This is a genomic window from Cupriavidus sp. OV096, from assembly GCF_900115455.1.
Taxonomy (GTDB): domain Bacteria; phylum Pseudomonadota; class Gammaproteobacteria; order Burkholderiales; family Burkholderiaceae; genus Cupriavidus.
On record NZ_FOWM01000004.1, the window covers coordinates 48836 to 69811 of the forward strand.

A 20976-nucleotide genomic window follows, 5' to 3' on the forward strand; every position below is an offset into this window, starting at 1 on the left:
AGCGTTGCCGAGGCTAGGCCTCCAGCGCCTCCAGCACCTGACCCTTGGTCTCGATGCCGAGGAAGAACACCGTCACGGCGGCCACTAGCGGCACCACAGCCAGCCCGTAGAACGCCAGGCTCAGGTTGCCGCTGCCGATGGTGCTGGCGATCAGCCCCGGGGCGAAGATCGCCGAGATCTTGAGCCACGCGCCGCCCAGCCCGCAGCCCATGGCGCGGATGCTGGTGGGGTACAGCTCCGGCGTGTAGACATAGGCCGTGATGAAGCCGCAGGCCAGGAAGCCCATCGCCAGCGCGCAGAACGTGGCCACCACGTAGACCGTGGAGGCGTGGAACACGCCCGCCAGCACCAGCGACACCGCGCACAGCACGAAGGACACGTTGATCACCGGCTTGCGGCCCACCTTGTCCACCACCATCGCGCAGATCAGCGACCCGACCACGCCCAGCACCGAGGCGCCCGCCGCGAGGTTCAGCGCCAGTTGCAGCGGCGCGTGGTAGACGGTCTTGTAGACCGTGGGCAGCCACGTCGACAGCCCGTACTGGATGAAACCGCAGGTCGCCCACAGCATCCACACAGCCAGCGTGCGGCCGATATAGACGCGGCCGACGAGGTCGCGCACGCGGCGGCGCGGGTGGCGGGCCGCCATGGCGTCGAAGGCCGAGGTATCGCCCACTGGTGGTAGCGGCTGCTTGGCGCGGGCCTCGAAGGCGCTCAGCGCCGCGTCGGCCTCGCCCAGCCGGCCCTTCTCCGCCAGCCAGCGCGGCGACTCGGGAATCAGCTTGCGCAGCACGAAGAACAGCACGATCGGCACCCCGCCCAGGAAGTACATCACCTCCCAGCCGTAGCGCGGCACCAGGAAGGCGCCCATCGCGTTGGACACCATCAGCCCGATCGGGAACACCACCTCGTACAGCAGCACGAAGCGGCCCCGGCCATGCGCGCGGGTGACCTCGTTGATATAGGTGGCCGCCACCGGCAGTTCGCCGCCCAGCCCCAGCCCCTGGATGATGCGCAGCAGCGCGAAAATCTCGAACGACGGCGCGAAGCCGCAGGCAATGCTCATCAGGCCGATGATGCCCGCGCTCCAGCCCACCGAACGCAGCCGGCCAAAGCGCTCGGCCAGCGCCGGGAACAGCAGCGCGCCGACCAGCTGGCCCACCGAGGGCGCCGCGATCAGGAAGCCGATCTGGCCCGGCGTGAGCGACCAGTTGGCGATCAGCAGCGGCAGCGTGGCCGCGATGGCGATCACGTCGAAGCCGTCGAAGAAAGTGGCGAGGCCGATCAGCAGCCGGGCGCGGATATGCATCGCGTTGCCGGGCATCCGCTCGATACGGGCGATGATCTGGCCGCGCGTAACGGCGCGGGGGTTGGCCTGGGGGTGTGCGGGGGCCGTGGCGCTGGCTGATGCCGCGCCGTCTACGCTATCGATATACATCGGTGGGGGTTTCCTCGGCGGCTCAGAGATCCAGCACGAGCCGCTGGCCCTTGCATCCGGATACGCACACCATCATGGTGTTGTTGGCGGCGCGCTCGCTGTTGCTGAGCACGCTGTCGCGGTGGTCTGGGCAGCCGTCGAGCACGGCGGTCTCGCACGAGCCGCACACGCCCTCCCGGCAGCTGTACTCCATTGCCACGCCGGCTTCCAGCAGGGCATCGAGCAGCGACTTGCCGGACGGCACGCGCACGTTGGCGCCCGTGCGTTGCAGCGTGACGCTGTACTCGCCCTCCTGCACCGCCTCGGTGGCCGGGTCGGCGGCAAAGCGCTCGATGTGGACGTTGGCGTAGCCGTGGGCCGCGCAGGCGGCCTCGAAGGCGTTGAGCATCGGGCCGGGGCCGCAGCAGTAGAAATGCGTGCCGGCCTCCTGCCCGGCCAGCATCGCCTGGAGGTCCGGCGGCGCGCCCTGCTCGTCATCGAAATGGAAGCGCACGGCGTCGCCATAGACCGACAGGGTGTCGACGAAGGCCGCCTCCTCCCGCGAACGGGCGCAGTACACCAGCGTGAACGCCCGGCCAAGCTCGGCCAGCCGGCGCGCCATGCAGACGATGGGCGTGACGCCAATGCCGCCGGCCACCAGCACCGTGTGCGCGGCGTCCTCGTCCAGCGCGAAGTGGTTGCGCGGCGTCGCCACGGTGAGCGTGCTGCCCACGCGCAGCTGCTCGTGCACGAAGCGCGAGCCGCCCCGGCTGTTGCGGTCCTGCAGCACGCCCACGGTGTAGCGGTCGCGCGCCTCGGGCGCACCGCACAGCGAATAGCTGCGCACCAGGCCGTTGGCCAGGTGGAGGTCGATATGCGCGCCCGGGCTGAACTCGGGCAAGGTGGCGCCGCTGGGGTCGCGCAGCTCGATGCTGACCACACCGCGCGCCTCGAACCGCATGGCCTGCACGCGCATCGTCAGGGATTGACTGGCACTCATGACTGCTTCCTTCTCAATGCTTGCCTCGCCAGAGGCAACAGCGACTTCAACACCGATTCAACGCTTTTCCGTGAGGAACTTGCCCTGCGGGCCGCCGGCGTTCTTCTGCCGGCGCGTATTGCCGTCGATGCCACCCTCGATGGCCCATTCGGCGAACACGGTCGGGCCCGGCTCGAACGCGCGCGGCTCCCAGTGGGCGTCGAGCTGGTCCTCGTCGGCGTAGTACTCGATCAGGCCGCCGGCCGGATTCTTGAAGTACCAGAAGTAGGCGGACGAGATCGGGTGGCGGCCCGGGCCGAGCTGGGTGTCCCAGCCCGTGCGGGACATGTGCATGCCGCCGCCGAAGACCTCGTGGATGTCCCGCACCGTGAAGGCGACGTGGTTCAGGCCGCGCTTGGGCTGCGGCAGCTGCAGCAGGAACAGGTCGTGGTGGCCGCCCTCGGCCGCGCAGCGCAGGAAGGCGCCGCGCTCCGGATAGTTGTCCGACTGCACGAAGCCGAACTTCTCCACATAGAAGCGCTCGGTGGCCTTCACGTCCGTGACGAAGAACACCACGTGGCCCACCTCGATCGGCGCGGCGCGCTCGTAGACCGGGCTGCGCTGGTTCAGGCGCGGCTTTTCGTTCCACGTGTTCATCACCGCGCATTCCACCTCCACCTCGCGCTTGCGCGAGACCTGGAAGCGCACGGCCAGCCCGTTCGGGTCGGTGCAGCCCACGCGCGCGCCGTCCTGCTGGCGCACGAAGGTCGGCTCGGCGCCGATGGCGTCGGCAATCGCCTCCAGCGACGCCTGGTCCGCCACGCCCCACACCACCTCGCGCAGCGTGGGGCCGTCCTCGATGGCCGGCGCCAGCGCCGGATCGGCGATCTTGCGCACCAGCACGCGGCAGCCGTTCAGCGTTTCGAAGTCCAGCGCCTCGGCGTCGTCGCGCTTGACCGTGAGGCCCCAGTCGCTGAAGAAGCCTCGGCACGCGTCGAAGTCGTCGGCGCCGTAGGTGATTTCGTCGATTCCCAATACCTTCATCTTGCTTCTCCGTCCTGCCGGTTGATACCCGGGCTCAGTTGGCCCACGGCAGCGGTTGTTCGTTCAGGCCCCAGTACACGGCCTTCTGTTCCATGTATTGCAGGATGCCCAGTCGTCCCTTCTCGCGGCCCAGGCCGCTGTCCCGCCAGCCGCCGAACGGCGTCGAGATCGAGAACTGCTTGTAGGTGTTGATCCACACGTTCCCGGCTTGCACGGATCGTGCCACCCGCCAGGCGCGCTTGTAGTCGCGCGTCCAGATGCCGGCGGCCAGGGCGTAGATGCTGTCGTTGGCCTGGGCGATCAGGTCGTCCTCGTCGTCGAACGGCATCGCCACCAGCACCGGCCCGAAGATCTCCTCCTGGCAGATGCGCGCGTGGTTATCGAGCCCTTCGATGATGGTCGGCGTGTAGAAGTAGCCGTTGGCCAGCCCCGCCACGTCCGGGCGCATGCCGCCCGTGCGCAGCTGGCCGCCGTCTTCCACGCCCATCGCCACGTAGGACTCGATGCTGTCGCGGTGCCGGTCGGTGATCAGCGGGCCCATCTGGGTGCGTTCGTCGGCCGGATCGCCCACGCGCAGCCTGGCGGCGGCGGCGGCCAGACGGTCCATGAACGGCTCGTACTGCGCGCGTGCCACGAACAGGCGCGAGCCGGCGATGCACGATTCGCCCGACGAACTGAAGATGCCGTACAGCACGCCGTTCACCGCGTGGTCCAGGTCGGCGTCGTCGAAAATCATGGTCGGGGACTTGCCGCCCAGTTCCAGCGACACCGGCATCATCTTGTCCGCGGCGATGTGGGCGATGTGCTTGCCCGTGGTGGTGCCGCCCGTGAACGACACGCGGCGCACCAGCGGATGCTTGGTGATGGCGTCGCCGATCACCGAGCCCTTGCCCGGCAGCACGCTGATCAGGCCCCGGGGCACGCCAGCTTCCTCGCAGATCGCGGCCAGTTCCAGCGCCATCAGCGGCGTTACCTCGGCCGGCTTGACCACCACGGCGTTGCCGGCGGCCAGCGCGGGCGCCATCTTCTGTGCCTCGCTGGCAATCGGCGAATTCCACGGCGTGATGGCGGCCACCACGCCCATCGGCTCGTAGACGCTCATGGTCAGGCAGTCGCCCCGCTGCGGCGTGATGGATTCCTCCATGGTTTCGCAGGCGGCGGCGAAGAACTGGAACGTGCCGGCGGCGCTGGCGACGAGCGCACGCGTCTCGCTGATCGGCTTGCCATTGTCCAGGCGCTGGCGCTGGGCCAGCGGCTCGGCGCGCGCGCGGATCATCTCGGCCACGCGGTACAGCACGGCGGCGCGCTCATGCGGCTTGCGCTGTGCCCAGCCGCTGGTCAGGAAGGCGCGATGGGCGCCCTGCACGGCTTCTTCCACATCGGCCAGGCTGGCCGCGTTCAGTTCGGCCACGACTTCGCCGGTGGCGGGGTAGCGCGTGGCGTAGCGGTCGCCCGAACCCAGGCGCCAGGCGCCGGCGATGCAGATCGGGAGGACTTGTTGTGTGCTCATGTCAGATTCACTTCAGATCGACACCGCGTGGGCGCGGTTGCCGAGGGCGCGCACCACGCTGAACACGGTCAGCGCGGACGTCTTGGGATTGGCCGCGAGCGGCTTGCCGCGCATGGTCAGCTCGAAGCCGCCAAACGCGCCGCGTGCTTCCACGTGGTGGACGTTTTCCTCCGCGTGCGGATCGGCCAGCAGCTTGACCGACGTGCGGTCCAGGCCGAGCCCGGCCAGCGAGACCGTGGCGGCCACGTTGGCGTTCTTCGGATAGAGCCGCGCGGCGTCGCGCGCGGTGCCTTCGAAGATCACCGTGGCTTCGGTCAGGGCGTCGAGGTCGAACAGGTCGGCCGCCGGCGTGCCGGCCCAGGCGCGGGCCGGCTTGCGGCCGGTGTAGATGACTTCGTCCAGACCGCCCACGCGGGCGGCAGCCAGCGCGTCGATGGCGCCGATGGCGCCCGACAGGAGCTGCACCTGCGTGTTGCCACGGCGGGCTGCCGCCTCCAGGCGCTCGGCCATGCCCGGCTCGGACAGCGCGCCGACTGACACCACCATGCACGGAATGCCACGCTCCAGCGCCGGCACGATATGCTCCTCCAGCGCGCGATGGCCCGCACACTCCACGAGCAGGTCCGGGCGACGGTCGCCATCGGCCAGCCCGGTGGCCACGCGCACATTGGGCGCCAGCGCCGACAGCGCGCCGCGTGCCGCGTCCATCGTGCCCGCCGGCACGATCACGACGTCGAACACGACATCCGGATCCGACTTCAGCAGTTCCAGCACGCCGCGGCCAATCGCCCCGCAACCCACCATGGACACATGCAGCATGGACGTTCTCCTGGTTGGCTTAAGCCGCCGCCGCAGCGGCTGCTGCCGCCGGGGTCGATACGGGGCTGGAAGTCGGGCTTGCAATCGGCTGCTGCTTGTTGACCGGCGGGCCGGCGAACACGGTCTTGAAGCTGCCGATGGACAGCATGTCGATTTCCAGCAGGAACGGGCCCGGCTCGACCGTGGCCTCTTCCAGCGCCGCGCCGATGTCGGCGAGGTTGCTCACACGGCGGTGACGCAGCGCGAGCGACTTCGAGAGCTGGGCGTAGTCCGGCGTGTGCAGGTCCACGTAGTGGCGGCGACCGCCGTACTGCGCGTCCTGGATGTTCTTGATCACGCCGTAGCCCTTGTCGTTCATCAGCACGATGACCATGTCGGCACGCTCCTGCACCGCCGTGGCGAGTTCGCCCAGGTTCAGGATGAACCCGCCATCGCCGGCCAGCGTGAAGGTCTTCTTGCCCGAAGCCGTGGCCGCCGCGCCGATGGCGGCGCCGATGCCCATGGCCAGGCCCTGGCCGATACCGCCGCCGAGCGCGTGCACGCCGGCGCGGGAATCGAAAATCTGCAGGTGACGGTTGCCCCAGGTGCTGTTGGACACCGTGACGTCGCGCACCCAGTTGAAGTTGCGGCCCACCGCCTGCTGGAGCGCCTGCACCAGCGCGCTGTACGGGCCGAGGCCGTCCACCAGCGCGCCCACGGCCACGTCGTGGGCACGGCGCAGGTCGGCGGCGAAGCCGGAGTCCACTTTCAGGCGGCCTTCAAGCCGATCGGCGAGGCCATCCAGCGCCAGCGCGGCGTCGCCGCTGACGAAGTGGTCGCTCTGGTAGCAGCGGCCTTCCGAGGCCGGATCGGCGTCGATGCGCAGCAGCGGGCGCGGCAGCTTCAGCTCGTACTTCAGGGTTTCATTGCCGCGCAGGCGCGAGCCGACCACCAGCATCGCATCGCACGTCTGGTAGAAGGTTTCGATGGGCTTGTGGAGGTTGTAGGCGCCCAGCGAGCGCGGATCGTCCTCCGCCACGATGCCGCGACCCTGCGTGGAGGTGACCACGCCAAACCCCATGTCCAGCAGGCGCTTGACCTGCTGGCTGGCGTGGCGCGCGCCGCCGCCGAGCCACAGCATCGGCCGGCGGGCCTTGGCGAGTTGGTCGGCCAGCGCGTCGAGCGCATGGGCCGAGGGCTGGTGCTGCGGCACCGGCAGCGGTTGCAGGTCGGCCGGCATCGGGATCAGCGCGGCCTGGATGTCGATGGGGATTTCCACGCTGACCGGGCCGGTCGGCGCCGTCAGCGCGGTCTGCACGGCCAGCTTGATGGTCGAGAGCGCGGTGTCGGCGCTGCGGATGCGGAAGGCGGCCTTCGACACGGCCTTCAGCATGGTGAGCTGGTCCGGGGCCTCGTGGATATAGGCGAGGCTCTGGTCCAGGTACGGCGTTTCGATCTGGCCGGTGATGTGGAGCATCGGCGTGCCGGCCGTCAGGGCCTCGACCATCGCGCCGGCGGCATTGCCCGCCGCCGTGCCCGTGCTGGTCAGGCACACGCCCAGGCCACCCGTGGTGCGGGCGTAGGCATCGGCCATATTGGTGCCGCCCGCTTCGCCGCGCGCCGGCACGAAGCGGATCTTGCCGCGCTCGCCCATCGCGTCGAGGATGGGCATGTTGTGGATCGAAATCACGCCGAAGGCAGCCTTGACGCCGCACTGTTCGAGGAAGGCCGCGATGGCGCAGCCCACGGTGACTTGTTGTTGTTCGTTACGCATGACGGGAGAGTCCTCCGGAAATATCGATGTGGCTGCCCGTGGTGTACGAAGACAACGGCGAGGCAAGGAACAGGATGGCACGCGCGGCTTCCTGCGGCAGGCCGAGACGGCCCAGTTGGATGTTCTTCTGGCGGGCCAGACGCGCGGTCCACGCGGTCCAGTCCAGGTGGCGGTCTTCCTCCGGGCGCGCGTCGAAGCGGCGGCGCCACTGGCCGGACTCGACGAGCCCGATCAGGATGCCGTTCACGCGCACGCCGCGCGGCGCGAATTCGGTGGCCAGCGAGCGCACGAGGTTGTGCACGCCGGCGCGCGCCGCCGAGGTGGCGACCATGTGCGGCTCCGGCTGGGTAGCCAGCAGCGAGTTTACGCAGACCACGGCGCCCTGCCCCGACTGCTCCAACTGCGGCAGGAAGGCGCGGGTCGGGTGGATCACGGAGAAGAACTTCAGTTGCAGCTCCTCCATCCAGGCGGCGTCCTCGGTGCTGGCGAAGGTCGACACGCGGCCCTGGCCGGCGTTGTTGACCAGCATGTCCACCGGGCCGAGTTCGCGCGCCACGTCGGCGGCGAAGGCGTTGACCTGCGCAGCCTGCAGCACGTCGCACTGGGCCGCGTAGAGGCGGCAGCCGGTGAAACGCGCGCGCAGCGAGGCCTCGGCCTGGCGCAGGCGCCGTTCGTCACGGCCGCACATGGCCACGGCGGCGCCGGCTTCCAGCAACAGTTCGACGGTCGCCAGCCCGATGCCGGAGGACCCGCCGGTCACGACGGCCACTTTGCCGTCGAGTTGAATCATGGACATCGTCCTCACTCCCCTCTTTTGCTCATTCCCGATGTAAAGACACGACCTTGCCGTGCCCGTTGGCGCGATGCGGCCGGTAGTCCAGCAGCCGCGACAGCTCGCGCGCGGACGCCCTCACCCGTTCCACCATCAGCCCGAGCTGCTCCGGGTCGATGCGCGACGCCGGGATCGTGGCGCCCAGCGCGGCGGTGACCTTGCCGGTGCGGTCGCGCACCGGCGCGGCGATGGTGGAGATGCTGGCTTCGAAGAAGCCTTCGTGCAGCACGTAGCCGCGCGAGCGGTCTTGCTGCACCATCTCGAACAGCGCGTCCACGGTGCGTGGCGTGCTGTCCGAGTAGATCTGCAACTGCGGCTCCGGATAGATCTCGCGTAGCTGCGCCAGCGAGAGGTCTTCCAGCAGCACGCGCCCCAGCACGGTCGCATGCACCGGCAGGCGCGTGCCCACGTTGACATTGCTGGCGAACGGGCGCGACGCCGCCGACTTGGCGACGTAGACCACCGAGCGGCCATCGCGCACCACGAGGTTGCACGGGTACTCGATTTCATCGCGCAGCTTGTTCAGCAGCGGCGCGCCCAGTTCGGTCAGCTCCAGCGAGGCCAGGTAGTCGAAGCCGAGCCGGAGCACGGCCAGGCCCAGCCGGTATTCGCGGCCGCCGTCGGCACGCTCCACGTAGCCCGTGGCTTCCAGCGTCGCCAGCAGGCGGAACACCGTGGAGCGGGGCACGTCGAGCCGGCGCGCGAGGTCGGCCGCCGACAGCACGCGGTCACGCGCGCTGAACTCGGCCAGCAGGCGCAGGCCACGCTCCAGGCCGGGCACGATGTACCGGTCCTGGATCTCGGCGGGCAGTGGTTGGGTGCTCATGGCGGATGGCTGGATGGATCGACGATCGGCGCGGTTCAGCGCTTGACCTGGGTGAGCGGATGCTCGGGCGGGTACGTCGGCGTGATCGGCTTCTTGGCGCCGAGCATCACGCACATCAGCGCGTCTTCGTCGCCGATGTTGATTTCCTCGCGGTACACGCCCGGCGGCACCGACACGAGGTCGCGGTCGGTCAGGATGGTCTCGAAGCGCTCGCCGTCCTTCTCCAGGACCAGCTTGATCTTGCCGCGCAGGATGAAGAAGACCTCTTCCACATCGGTGTGCAGGTGCGACGGGCCTTCGTGGCCGGCCGGGATGATCATCGTGGAGAACGTGAAATGCTCCGACGGCACCGTGTTGGTGTCCGCGGCCACGCCGGTGCCGCCCGTACCGAGGTAGCGCATCTGGGCGCGGCGGTACTTCGGGTCGTAGTCGGCCTGGAACTTCAGGGCATCCCAGTCGTACCGGCGGGTGGAGAAGCGCGCCACGCGGCTTTCCATCCACTGGTCGAACGAGGCGTCGGCAGGTTGCTCCCAGCTACGCTTGATGTTTTCCTGTTGGGACATATCGCTCATTGGATCGGGTTCCTTGGTTTCAGTGCATGACAAAGCCGCCGTTCACGGCCAGGGTCTGGCCGGTGACGAAGCGGGAGAGGTCGGACAGCGCGAACAGCACGGCGCCGCAGACATCGTCGGGGACTTGCTCGCGCTGGAGCGCGCGCTGGTTGCGGTACAGGTCGTGGCGGTGCTGCGGCACGTATTCGGTGGCTTCCACCAGCGTGAGGCCCGGCGCCACGGCGTTGACCGTGACCTGCGCATCGCCCAGTTCACGGGCCAGCGAGCGGGTCATGCCGATGATGGCGCTCTTGCTGGCCACGTAGGCCAGCAGGTTGGGCGCGCCCCACAGCGGGGTGTCCGAGGCCAGGTTGACCACGGCGCCCCGGCCGCTGGCGCGCAGCGCGGGCGTGCAGGCGGCGGTCATCAGCCAGGTGCCGCGCACGTTCACGTTCATCACGCGGTCCCAGGTGGCCACGTCCAGCGCGGTCAGGTCCCGGCCGCCGGAATCGGTGACCGCGCCGTTGTTGACCAGGCCGTCGAGGCCGCCGAGGGCCTCTGCGGCGGCGGCGGCGCAGGCCTGCACCGAGGCCAGGTCGTTCAGGTCCAGCGTCAGCGGCACCACGTTGAAGCCGCGCGCCTGCAAGGCGGCGGCCGATTCCTGCACGCGGTCCGCGAGGATGTCGGCCATCGCCACGGCGCCGCCGGCTTCGGCAATCGCGGTGGCGAAGGCCAGCCCGAGGCCGCGCGCGGCGCCGGTGACCAGCACCTTGCGCCCTGCCAGCAGGTTGGCGGTTGCGGCGTCACGCATGGCTGGGGACTCCGCCTGCCGGTTGCAGCATCGCCACCGGTTCGTTGGCCACTTCGGCATCGGCGCGGCGCTTCAGCAAGCGGCGCACGCGGGTGATGCCGGCGTCGTGCTGGTACAGCATCTCGTGGTCGCGCGCGTTCGGCGCCATCGACTCCAGCACCACGCGGTCTTGCTCGAGGACGTCCCAGTGCAGCCCTTCCAGGCGGTTGCGATACAGGAAGCGCCACACGTCGCGCTCCCAGCCCTGCACGTGGCGGGTGCGCCAGAAGAACACCAGGCAGTGATCCTCGTCCACCGGCGTGGCCATGCCGACGATGCCGAACGGGCCGCCGGGGCCCACCTTGTCGCGGTAGGGGATGGACAGGCGCAGCCACAGCGTGCCGGTCTCGCCGAATTCCACCCAGTCGAAGTTCACGCCGCGCTGGCCGGTCTTCTCGAAGATCAGGCCGCTCTCGGTCTCGCGGATCTGCATGACGGCCGACTTCTCGCCGCTGGCCATCGAGTGCGAGACGGCGTGCAGGTAGGCGCCGTGCATCGGGTCCATGACGTTGTCGATCGCGTAGCGGTAGTTGCAGTCCCAGTGGGCCACGCAGAGGAAGTTGGTGTGGTCGTCGCTGACCAGTTCCTCGGGCAGGCGCAGGGCATCGGCTTCGGCCGGGGCGCTGTCGCCGAACCACAGGAAGATCGCGCCGGCCTGCTCCTGCACCGGGTAGCTGCGCACGCAGGTGCGGCCTTCCAGCGGGCAGCTCTCCACGGCCGGCACGCTCTTGACCTGGCCGTCGCCGCCCACTTCCACGCCGTGGTACCAGCAGGCCACGCGGTCGCCGAGGTTCCAGCCCATCGACAGACGCGCGCCACGGTGCGGGCAGCGGTCTTCCAGTGCGTGCAGCGCGCCGGCGTTATCACGCCACACGACGATGTTCTGGCCCAGGCGGGTGATGCCGATGGGCGCGTGGGTGACCTGCCACGACGCCGCCACCGGATACCAGTAGTTGCGCAGGCCGCTGTTCAGACGCGCCTCGGCACGTGCTTGCTTGTTCGATTCCATGTCTTGTCTCGCTGGGGTTCCGGCGTCAGGCGCCCAGGCGGCGCATTTCGGCGAGGAAGGCTTCCTCGGTCCACGGCTGGCCATCGGCGGCCAGGAAATTCGTGCGGTTGAGCGCGCGGACGATGTCGCCGGGGTTCTTGGCGCCGCCCTCGAAGGCCGCCTCCAGCGCATCGGCGAGCGCGTTCTCGTACGCGGTGGGGGCCGCCGCACGGGTCTGCCAGACGATGTTGGCCACCTTGCCCGGCTGCTCGATATGGCCCTTGCCCGCTACGTTGTTCGGCGCGGGGCGCTCCCACGGCACCAGGTTCGGGTTGTACGAGAGGCTTTCCATTGCGCTTTGCTCCATGGCTGGCTTTGTTGGGGACGGCGGGTTCAACCGCGCTCGCGTTCTCAGGCTCGCTTTGTTTTACCTGTGAAACACGAGTTTAAATATTGAACACAGGTACGACTATAGACAACGACGCTTCAAAAATTGACTGGGGTTAACCCCGTGAAGCGCCGGTTCGTGGCGGAGAAGTGCTGAAACCCTCGCCTTAGTCGTGCAGCGTGGCGCGGATGCGTTGGGCGACGGCCCGGGGCTGCTCGATGTAGCAGGCGTGGCCGGCGTCGGCGATCAGGTGGAACGGGAACTGGCATCGCCCGGCCAGCGCGGACGAGGCGGCGGGCGTGGTCACCACGTCCTGCGCGCCGCAGCCGACATCCACGGGGCGGGAGGCATCGGCAAGGTATTCATCGATGTCATCGCCACAGAGCAATGCGACCGCCTGGCGGTAGCCGTCCGGATGCAGGCGGCGCATATTCCAGCGCACCCAGGCTTGGGCATCGGGCGTGGCAGCCGGGCTGAGCAGGCGGGTGGGGCCGCGCTGGGCGAGACCATCGACGCCGAGGGTGTCGAGCGCTTCGAGGCGCTGGGCCGAGACCTCGCGCGACTTGGCCTCATTACCCGGCGCGCCATAGCCGAGTGCGGGACTCAATAGAAGGAAGCTGGCCGGTTGCATGTCCGGCGCGGCCTGGGCGGCGTAGCCGGCGGCCATCAGCGCGCCGAGCGAATGGCCGACGATCAGGTCCGGGCGGACCTGGAGAGCGGCCAGCAGTTGCTCGAGCCGCGCGGCGTAGTCGCGGGCCGTGGGGGCGGGCATCGGCAATGGGGTGGAATCGCCGTAACCTGGCGCATCCCAGGCAATCACCCGCGCGCCGGCGGCGAGCAGGCTCGCGCAGGGCAGCCAGGATGCCGCGCCGGAGCTGATGCCGTGCAGCAACACGATCACCGGACCATGCGCGCCACCGACGCGGCAGGACACGCGTGTGCCTTGCGCATCGACCGTCACGGTACGCGCGGCGAAATGGTTGTCCAACGCCGCCAGCAGGTCGGCGCCCGGTTCAAGTGCTCGATGGGGCGCGTTTTGTTCCATATGTGAAACCTGTATTTATAAATAAAACTCCTCGACTATAGGCCGGGTTCCGGGAGGGGTGGGATCAGGGTAAACAAGTAGAAAAAATCCACGTCTGAAGCGCCGCCGCCGCGCGCAGTCCGGACGGCCTCGGCATGCCCCGCAACGGGGCATCGTCAGATTTCACCCGAAAGCGGCTTGCTGCCTCGGTTTGCCGAGCGAGGACTGACTTCGCCCGCCCGGCCACTTTCGCAAAGGCGGTGCGCTGCCCTGGAAGCCGCGCACCACAACGATTCCAGGCCTTTGTGGTATCCGCGCCATGCCACGGCGTCGCCATGTCGCCTCACTAGGGTTCCCCCTGATCTACGCCGCAGGCTCTCCTGTCTATATTTCGCTGAACGTTTCCTATGTAGTTCATTGTTTTACTAATGAAACGCAAAGACGGATCGGTCCCCCAACATGCCCCGGCCGGACGGAAACGCAGACGAGCCCACGAAAACTAGAGAAGGAAACGGTAGATGAAGATCGGAAAGTACGCGGCAGGCCTGCTGGCCGCAGCGCCCCTGCTGGCCTCGGCGCAATCGTCCGTCACACTGTATGGCGTGGTGGACACCGGCGTCGAGTTCGTCAACAACGTCGGCGCGGCCGGCAACAGCGTGGCCCGCATGAATACGCTGACCGGCACCGTGCCGTCCCGCTGGGGCCTGCGCGGCACCGAGGATCTCGGCGGCGGCCTGAAGAGCGTCTTCGTGCTGGAGTCCGGCTTCGCGCCGGATTCCGGCACCGCCAACCAGGGCGGGCGCCTGTTCGGGCGCCAGGCGCTGGTCGGCCTGAGCGGCAAGTGGGGCCAGGTCTCGTTCGGCCGCCAGTACACCATGCTGTTCTGGGCCGTGCTCGATCCGGACATCCTCGGGCCGAACGCGTTCGGCTCCGGTTCGCTGGACAGCTACATCCCGAACACCCGCGCCGACAACGCCATCGCGTACAAGGGCACCTTCGGCGGCCTGACCGTGGGCGGCACGTACAGCTTCGGCCGCGACGTGGCCAACGCCGGTCCGAGCCCGGCCGGCACGAACTGCGCCGGCGAGAATCCGGCCGACAAGTCGCAGTGCCGCGAGTGGTCCGCCATGATCGGCTGGGACCAGAAGACCTGGGGCATTACCGCCGCGTATGACTCGCAGCGCGGTGGCCCGGGCGCCTTCGCCGGCCTGACCAGCAGCAGCCTCCGTGACGACCGCGCCTCGCTGGCTGGCTACGTGTTGCTCGATCGCACCAAGATCGGCGCCGGCGTGATCCGCCGCGAGAACCAGGGCAGCGCCACGCCGATCTCGGCGCTGTACTACATCGGCGCCGCATACGACATCACGCCCGCGTTCACGCTGGCCGGCCAGGTCTACTATCTGAACTACAACAGCAGTGATAACAAGTCGATGCTGTACGCCATCCGCGGCATGTACAACTTCAGCAAGCGCACGGCCGTGTATGCGACCGCCGGCTTTATCAACAACGACGGCAACCTGACGTTGTCCGTCAGCGGCGCGCAGGCCGGCGCCAACACGAAGCCGGGCGGCCAGCAGTTTGGCGCCATGCTCGGCATCAAGCACATCTTCTAAGAACGGCGGACGCACGCGGCGCCGGGCAGCGTGTCCTCTGCCTTGCGCGCCGCTCGCCACAAGCCCGATGGGAAATCCGGCACAGCACCGTTTCCCCGACTCCTTCGCGCCGCCATGCCCCCGCATCGGGCGCGAACCCTGACAAGAGGTGTTTCGACCATGAAGACTGTCCGCCGCAACGTTCTCGCCGCCATGGGTGCGGCCTTCGGCGCCGCTGCCCTGCTCGCCGCCCTGCCCGCGATGGCCCAGGGCGGCTACCCCAACAAGCCGATCACCATCGTGGTGGCCTACCCCGCCGGCGGCGACGTGGACGTGCTCGCCCGCCTGATGGCCGACAAGCTCGGCGCGCGGCTGAAGCAATCGGTAGTGGTGGAGAACCGCACCGGCGCCGCCGGCACCATCGGCAGCGCCTACGTGGCGCGCGCCGCCGCCGACGGCTACACGCTGCTGATGGCGCCCAACACGTTGTCGATCGCCCCGCTGGTGTTGAAGTCCGGCACCGGCGCCACCTACGACGTGCAGAACGACTTCACGCCGATTGCGCAGCTCGGCACGCAATCGCTGTTCGTGGTGGTGGCCAAGACCACCGGCATCACCAAGATGAGCGACCTCGTGGCGCGCGCCAAGGCCGGCAAGCTGGAGACGTACGCCACGCCGGGCAATGGCTCGCCGATGCACATCATGGGCGAGATGTTCAACAAGTCGGCCAGCGTGAAGATCGCGCAGGTGCCGTACCGGGGCACGGCGCCGGCCATCGTCGACGTGCTGGGCGGGCAGGTGCCGATGACCTACGTCACCTACGGCGCCGTGGCGCAGTACGTCGGCAACGGCAGCCTGGTGCCGCTGGCCGTGGCCGACACCAAGCGCTCCCCCTTCGCGCCGAACGTGCCGACGCTGGGCGAGCTGGGCTACAAGGACGTGGAGATTGGCGCCTGGCAGGCGATGCTGGGCCCGAAGAATCTGCCGCCGGAAATCGTCCGCACGCTGAACGGCCATGTGAACGAGATCCTCAAGCAGCCCGACGTCATCGCCAGGATGGCGACCATCGCCGTCACACCAGTCGGCGGCGAGCCCGCCGTGCTCCAGAAGCTGATTGCGGCGGACACCGCGCGCTACACCAAACTCGTGAAGGAATTCAATATCCAGGCCGATTAGACGTCTGAATCTTGAAGGTGCCGGCGCCGAAAACACCGGTAGTACTGGCCACCCCGGCATTGCTGCCGGGGTTTTTTTGTTTGAGCTGATCCCGAATCCAGAACACGGAGACGGCGTACGACATCACCAAGAAGAGCATGCCGGCTAGTAACATCCCCACCATTCGCCATCGATAAACATGGCGCCTCAGGAAAGCGATCACGAGCACCACCAGCCCGGCAAGGATAAGCAAGAGTCCGAAGAACGCGGCAATGGCGAAGTAGGCGGCGGCAGGTCCGACGTACAGATCGTTGCGCTTGAACGGTGTCAGCATCAATGCGATGCAATAGATCATGCCGTCCAGGGCAAACAGCACGGCGATCCCTTGCATAACCCTCAGGAGCACAGCTTTCGGCCTCATCGCAGCCCCTCTTGGCGCAGTCGCTTTGCCAACTCCGTCCAGCGGCGTGGGCTGTCATCCATCACATGCGCGTAGTAAAAGTGGCCTTCCCCTTTATTGGCAATGAACTGCTTTGCAAGAACAGGTGAAGTGGCAATCAATTCACCCCAAGGCATGCCCGCGTAGATCGGGTCACCGTGCCTCCCGAGATCGATCGTCACGACCTTTCTGATGTTCGGGTGCGCAAGGAGGTCCGACAGGAATTCGACATCGATCGGTGACGCGATTAAGACGAGATGGTCTATCACGTGCCCTCCTCGCGCATATGACCACGCGGTCTGCGCAGCGAGCAATGAGCCATAGCTGTAGCCGACAAGGTTGAACTGAGGCGCCTCAGGCACCATTCCGCTCGTAATCGTCCACTCGCCATCGTCGCGATAGCGCACACTGAATCCGGATCTGATCGCGTCCAGGATCATGCCAACCGGCGCCGTTCCCTCTGGCAAATCCGCTGTCGCCGAGTTCGTCAAGCCAGCGAAACAGTGCTCGATCCCCGCCTTCCGGAACGCCTCCAGTTGTGGCCGCACGTAGTCTCCGTCGAGCCCAGCTCCGCCCCAGTACAACGTCCCGCGCGGCCGCAGAAGGTATTCCTTCGTCGACGGTTTTTCCGCAGCCAAGTGCGTTACACCGGGATTCGGCGTGGCGGCTACCGCGGCTTCCTCCTCCTGCTCTGGCGACCGGTCTACTTCGATCGAAAAGATATGCTGCGACGGCAGCACGCGCGGGTGCTCCTTGCACTTGCAGAACACGCGCGCCCCCGAAACCAGAATCTGCTTCCCATGCAGCGAGTATCTTGGATCGCAGTCGTTGTACACCGGCCCGCCGACCTTGCACGCCGGGCAGGTCGCATGGTCGCCTTCCACGCCAACATTGACGCCGTGGTGAATCGTGTACGTGTTGAGCGCGATCAGCACGCCACCTGTCGTGGTGGCGTTCCCGTTCAACAGTGCGTAGCGTATATCCCGCATGATCCTTCCTCCTTATCGAGACGATGGCTGGCACCTTCGCTCCATTCGAGGAAGAAATCTTTGGCGCAAATCAAGGAAGGGATGCGGCGAGATCCGCCGCTTTCGGGGGGGATCCGGAGGGGAATAGGAAGGTTCTGACCGGCTCGGAAATGAAGTGGGGCGGGAGCCGGCTCTGCGGCCGGTCCGCCCCTGTTACGCCTACCCGCTCCTAGGACTTGGTGATATCGAACACCACGTTCACCGGCGATGGGCCGAACGAGCCGTTCGGGACCACGCCGGACTGGTTGACGCCCGGCTTCGACCAGTCGCACACGCCGTTGGGGAAGATGGCCTGCAGGCGCGTCATCTCGGCGCCCGAGAACATCACCGTGTAGTCAGACGCCGCAATCGGCTTCAGCGTGCACTTGATGATGTTGCCCGCCACCGGTCCGCCCGCCGCGATGCGCGAGGCCGTCCACGAGGGGAACAGCCCGTTGCAGGTGGTGTTGCCGATGGCACTCAGCGTCTGCTTCTCGTTGACGAACGTCGCGGCGTCGCTCCAGCAGCCGTCCACCGCCGTGGCCGGCTTGTGGGTGACCACCTTGTCCTTCTGCGCGGTGGTCGTCACATCGGCCTTGTACGCCGCCACCCACTGGATGAAGGTGTTCCACGCCGTATCGGCCGGCACGGGATTGCCGCGCCACATCACGTGGTTGTTGCTGTCGCCGTTCGCCGCCACCATCCGCTCGCGCAGGGCGAAGTGGAAGTACTGGTAGTGGTAACCCGAGTCGTCGTTGTAGATACCCGTCACGTCGAACACGGGGATGCTCGCCAGCCCGCCGTTGGTGCCGATCTGCAGGCCGCTCTGCTGCGCCCGCAGGATAGCGCCGGGGTCGCCCGCGGTGCGATTGGTCACGTAGTTGGCATCCTGGTCATAGCCGCCAACCTTCTCGTTCAGGTCCAGGAACTGCGTGGTGGTGATCGCCCCGCTGTTCAACGCCGCGAGGCCGTACTGCACGCCCACGTTGTCGTAGGGCCTGAGCGCGAAGCCGGTGGCCTTGTCGACACCGTAGATGTTTTTCGCGGCATCGTAGACCGTGGGACGCACGCCGGTCTTGTTGTTGACCGGGTCATAGCGCACCGACGTCGGCACCACGCTGTTGAACACGCCGGAGTTGTAGCCCGCGTAGTCCACACGCGCCGGCACCGGATCGGTCCGGCCAGCCTGGTTGGCGGCGTCCTCGAAGGCCTTGCGGCTCTTGTAGCCGGTTACGGCCGCGATCTGCGCGTCTGTCAGCGCCGTTGGGAAGAGCGTGATGTAGTGCGTGATCAGGTGCCCATCAGACCCGGCGAAAGCAATCGACAGCGGGTCGGGGAAGGTGCACGAGATGAGCACGCCGTCGAACAGTCCCGGGATGCGGTCTGCCGGCTGCGTGCTGCCATAGGAGCCGCCCGAGCAACCCGCGCTCACCGTGAACGCCGGCACGCCGAAGCGTTCGATCGTGGCTTCCTTCGACATCATCGCCGCCTCGCTGGCCAGCACCGCGTTGCAGTTGTTCGACGCATGCTGGAGCGTGTTGGCGAACGTCGCATAGCCCTCGGCCAGCCGCTGCGTGTTCAACAGGCTGAAGTCGAAACCGGCGCTCTGGATGTTGCCAATCGCCCCGCCCTGGATATACCAGCCGCCGGGGCAGCCGAAGCCTTCCACGGCGATGAGGCGCCGGTTCCAGGCTTTAGGCGGCGAAGTCGGCGTGGGCGCGGATTCCGTCGTCGGGTCATGCAGGACGGCGTTCTGGTAGATACCGCGATCGACGGTGCCCGTTTCCACCCGTACGATGAAGGGCGCCTGGGTGCCGCTGAGCGTGGTGACCGTCGCCACGTCTGCGGGGCGTGTCCTGGTGTCGGTCATCGGCTTCAGCGCCCCGCCCTGCGTGGACTGGTAGAGATAGGTCACGCGCGTGGTCACGCTGCAGTTCTCGTCGAGCGGCGCGCCAAGCGTGGAGCCATCCGGCAACGCAAACGTGCTGGTCTGGCAGACGAACGGCGTCTGCCAAGGACCCGAGATCACCGGACCGGTGATCGGGTAGTTGGTCATCGTGATGGTCTTGGAAGCCTTGCCCACGCTGGCCGTGACGGAGTTCGTGCCATTCACGAGCCCGGTCAGCACGGCTTGCTGGTGGGAGGAATCGGTGGGGCTGGTCTTGAATTGGGCGCTGACGTCATTGCCGTTCAGCGAAACCTTGAGGGGGCGATCGTTGTTCACCGTGGTGGGCACGCCAATGTCGATCAGCGCATTGCCGCCGGTCACATAGTCGGGTTGCGACGAAAGCAGCTGGACGGTGGGCGCGATGCCCGGGTCATCATCCCCGCCTCCGCCGCACGACGAAAGGCCGATGAGCATAATGCCGGCGAGCGCAACGCCGAGCATTCTCCTGATGGATTTCATGGGGAGTCTCCTAATGTTTTTAATGTTCCAGACAGCCCTGTCATGGATCAGCTGCCTGAGGCCAGCTTAGGAGGCAGTTTTGGGCTTTACAACGGGCGTGCGAATTCGCAACGATGGCTTGAAAGAACTGCGCGCGTCTGTGATGTGAGGCACATTGTCTTGAGGCCTGGTGTGTAAGAACACCAAGAAACGTGATGCAGTGCGGGGTGGAATTCCTGCGCGGGTTGAAGTTTTGTGCGCTGTTTTTTACAACGCGGCGTCGACCATCGCGACAGCCAACCCCACGAGCAAGGCCACGGCCGAGCCGATAAACCAGCGCACCGTCTGCCGATATTCATCGACGGCGTCATCCTCGATGCGCAGCGCGCGAAACAGCGCCACGATCTGCAGCGCCACCGCGATCAGCAGTGCCGCAGCGGCGAGAATAGCGAGCGTGCCCCATCGCCCCGGTGTCTCGAGCCCCCAGAATTTCCAGAACGCCAGGGAGAAGCCAAGTAGGACCGTGATCGCCGTGATGATGCCTTGTCGGAATCCGGAAGGAACGACTTGCGGCGTGGGAGGTTTGGGCGGGGTGGACGCGGCGTCTTGCTGGGCGGGCGGTGGCAGGGTCATAGCTTGCCTTGTCTTCTGGGGCGCCCGTCGAGTATAGGTGCCGGGATCCACAGAATGCGAATCGTCTCATGGACTGGCGGGGTGGGATGGGGAAGACTGATCCGACTGAACAGCCCACCTCCCAGATCTAAGATGCGTATGTCCGAATCTAAACTGCCTTCGCCCGCCGGGACGACAACCGGTCCATCGAGCCGCGCGGCCAATGCCGAGGCCGTGCTGGCCGGCCTCGACGGGGTGCTGGAATTGCTGGAGAAGCAAAGCGAGACGTCCGAGCCTTCGTATAACGCTTACTGTTTGCTGGGACTGGTGCGGGGGAAGTTGGCGGAGGTGTTGCGGGAGGGTGGCCAGCGGTAGAGAAGGGGCCGCCCTCACACTTTCGGCCTGTTACCCCATTTCGGCAATCAGTTGCTGACGGCGACGCCGGATGTCTCGGCCGATATGGTCTCCACGCCCAGCAACGGGGCGCCGGTCAACTTGACCGGACCCGCGCCTGGCGCGAGCCAGACCGTGCTTTCGAGCGTGGGAAACAGGCTGTTTGCTCGCTCGTACCGGACTTTCACCTTGCAGGCATTTGGGTAGGCCTTGCCCATGGCGGAGACATCTTCCCGGCCCAGGTACTGGATCGTCAACTGCACGGTTCGACTAGGCGTGGTGGAAAAGGCCGGTTGTGGGTTGGTCGACAGGCGGACTTTTGGAATTCGCTCATCGTCACGGTGCGGGTTTCGTTCGGCAACATCCCGACCAGATTCGGCGCACCGGATGCCCCCGACGTCACATCCGAGT

Annotated in this window: 21 protein-coding genes; 3 read left to right on the plus strand and 18 right to left on the minus strand. The window is 67.2% G+C overall.

Annotated elements, in window-relative coordinates; translation table 11 throughout:
- Nucleotides 1-13: 13 nt before the first annotated feature.
- From BM115_RS10515 to BM115_RS10575, 13 genes are all read right to left on the minus strand, one after another.
- Entirely contained in the window at nucleotides 14-1438 is a 1425-nt protein-coding gene (locus BM115_RS10515; protein WP_177219894.1) for an MFS transporter, read from the minus strand.
- Between the two features lie 22 nt (nucleotides 1439-1460).
- Nucleotides 1461-2417, minus strand: coding sequence for a PDR/VanB family oxidoreductase (locus tag BM115_RS10520; RefSeq protein WP_092293429.1), 957 nt, complete (start codon nucleotides 2415-2417; stop codon nucleotides 1461-1463).
- A gap of 57 nt (nucleotides 2418-2474) precedes the next feature.
- Nucleotides 2475-3440 carry a VOC family protein gene (locus BM115_RS10525; RefSeq protein ID WP_092293431.1) on the minus strand — a complete coding sequence of 322 codons (966 nt, stop codon included), beginning with the start codon at nucleotides 3438-3440 and terminating at the stop codon, nucleotides 2475-2477.
- A gap of 34 nt (nucleotides 3441-3474) precedes the next feature.
- Nucleotides 3475-4950: an aldehyde dehydrogenase gene (locus tag BM115_RS10530; RefSeq protein WP_092293433.1), complete on the minus strand. Its 1476-nt coding sequence runs from the start codon at nucleotides 4948-4950 to the stop codon at nucleotides 3475-3477.
- 12 nt (nucleotides 4951-4962) lie between these two features.
- On the minus strand, nucleotides 4963-5769 hold the full coding sequence (locus BM115_RS10535) for an aspartate dehydrogenase (RefSeq protein ID WP_092293435.1): 807 nt from the start codon (nucleotides 5767-5769) through the stop codon (nucleotides 4963-4965).
- Nucleotides 5770-5788: 19 nt separating this feature from the next.
- Entirely contained in the window at nucleotides 5789-7522 is a 1734-nt protein-coding gene (locus tag BM115_RS10540; protein ID WP_092293437.1) for a thiamine pyrophosphate-binding protein, read from the minus strand.
- Nucleotides 7515-8318, minus strand: coding sequence for an SDR family oxidoreductase (locus tag BM115_RS10545; protein ID WP_092293439.1), 804 nt, complete (start codon nucleotides 8316-8318; stop codon nucleotides 7515-7517). Before BM115_RS10545 ends, BM115_RS10540 begins: the two co-directional genes overlap by 8 nt.
- 22 nt (nucleotides 8319-8340) lie before the next feature.
- Nucleotides 8341-9180, minus strand: a complete 840-nt coding sequence (locus BM115_RS10550; RefSeq protein ID WP_092293441.1) for an IclR family transcriptional regulator — start codon at nucleotides 9178-9180, stop codon at nucleotides 8341-8343.
- A 35-nt stretch (nucleotides 9181-9215) separates the two neighbouring features.
- Nucleotides 9216-9752: a cupin domain-containing protein gene (locus tag BM115_RS10555; protein ID WP_092293443.1), complete on the minus strand. Its 537-nt coding sequence runs from the start codon at nucleotides 9750-9752 to the stop codon at nucleotides 9216-9218.
- A 19-nt stretch (nucleotides 9753-9771) separates the two neighbouring features.
- Entirely contained in the window at nucleotides 9772-10542 is a 771-nt protein-coding gene (locus BM115_RS10560; protein WP_092293445.1) for an SDR family oxidoreductase, read from the minus strand.
- On the minus strand, nucleotides 10535-11590 hold the full coding sequence (locus BM115_RS10565; RefSeq protein WP_092293447.1) for an aromatic ring-hydroxylating dioxygenase subunit alpha: 1056 nt from the start codon (nucleotides 11588-11590) through the stop codon (nucleotides 10535-10537). Before BM115_RS10565 ends, BM115_RS10560 begins: the two co-directional genes overlap by 8 nt.
- A gap of 25 nt (nucleotides 11591-11615) precedes the next feature.
- Nucleotides 11616-11936, minus strand: coding sequence for a recombinase-like helix-turn-helix domain-containing protein (locus tag BM115_RS10570; RefSeq protein WP_092293449.1), 321 nt, complete (start codon nucleotides 11934-11936; stop codon nucleotides 11616-11618).
- Nucleotides 11937-12123: 187 nt separating this feature from the next.
- Complete coding sequence (locus BM115_RS10575) at nucleotides 12124-13002, minus strand: alpha/beta fold hydrolase (protein WP_092293451.1); 879 nt, start codon at nucleotides 13000-13002, stop codon at nucleotides 12124-12126.
- A 497-nt stretch (nucleotides 13003-13499) separates the two neighbouring features.
- Here BM115_RS10575 and BM115_RS10580 point away from each other — a divergent pair, with 497 nt between their 5' ends.
- The gene (locus tag BM115_RS10580) at nucleotides 13500-14594 is read left to right on the plus strand and encodes a porin (RefSeq protein ID WP_092293453.1); all 1095 of its coding nucleotides are present in this window, start codon (nucleotides 13500-13502) and stop codon (nucleotides 14592-14594) included.
- Between the two features lie 159 nt (nucleotides 14595-14753).
- A complete protein-coding gene (locus BM115_RS10585) occupies nucleotides 14754-15749 on the plus strand; it encodes a Bug family tripartite tricarboxylate transporter substrate binding protein (protein WP_092293455.1) in 996 nt (331 codons plus the stop codon).
- Here BM115_RS10585 and BM115_RS10590 read toward each other — a convergent pair.
- From BM115_RS10590 to BM115_RS10605, 4 genes are all read right to left on the minus strand, one after another.
- Nucleotides 15730-16119 carry a hypothetical protein gene (locus BM115_RS10590; RefSeq protein ID WP_143093872.1) on the minus strand — a complete coding sequence of 130 codons (390 nt, stop codon included), beginning with the start codon at nucleotides 16117-16119 and terminating at the stop codon, nucleotides 15730-15732. The two genes, BM115_RS10585 and BM115_RS10590, sit on opposite strands and share 20 nt — an antisense overlap.
- Before the next feature lie 26 nt (nucleotides 16120-16145).
- Nucleotides 16146-17156: a PAAR domain-containing protein gene (locus BM115_RS10595; protein WP_369823402.1), complete on the minus strand. Its 1011-nt coding sequence runs from the start codon at nucleotides 17154-17156 to the stop codon at nucleotides 16146-16148.
- Nucleotides 17157-17364: 208 nt separating this feature from the next.
- Complete coding sequence (locus tag BM115_RS10600) at nucleotides 17365-19581, minus strand: DUF6351 family protein (RefSeq protein WP_143093873.1); 2217 nt, start codon at nucleotides 19579-19581, stop codon at nucleotides 17365-17367.
- A gap of 246 nt (nucleotides 19582-19827) precedes the next feature.
- On the minus strand, nucleotides 19828-20193 hold the full coding sequence (locus BM115_RS10605) for a hypothetical protein (RefSeq protein ID WP_092293461.1): 366 nt from the start codon (nucleotides 20191-20193) through the stop codon (nucleotides 19828-19830).
- Nucleotides 20194-20325: 132 nt separating this feature from the next.
- Here BM115_RS10605 and BM115_RS10610 point away from each other — a divergent pair, with 132 nt between their 5' ends.
- Nucleotides 20326-20547 carry a DUF1484 domain-containing protein gene (locus BM115_RS10610; protein WP_255370769.1) on the plus strand — a complete coding sequence of 74 codons (222 nt, stop codon included), beginning with the start codon at nucleotides 20326-20328 and terminating at the stop codon, nucleotides 20545-20547.
- 47 nt (nucleotides 20548-20594) lie between these two features.
- Here the strand turns inward: BM115_RS10610 and BM115_RS10615 are convergent, their stop codons facing one another.
- The gene (locus BM115_RS10615; protein ID WP_092293463.1) at nucleotides 20595-20822 is read right to left on the minus strand and encodes a hypothetical protein; all 228 of its coding nucleotides are present in this window, start codon (nucleotides 20820-20822) and stop codon (nucleotides 20595-20597) included.
- Nucleotides 20823-20976 lie beyond the last annotated feature (154 nt).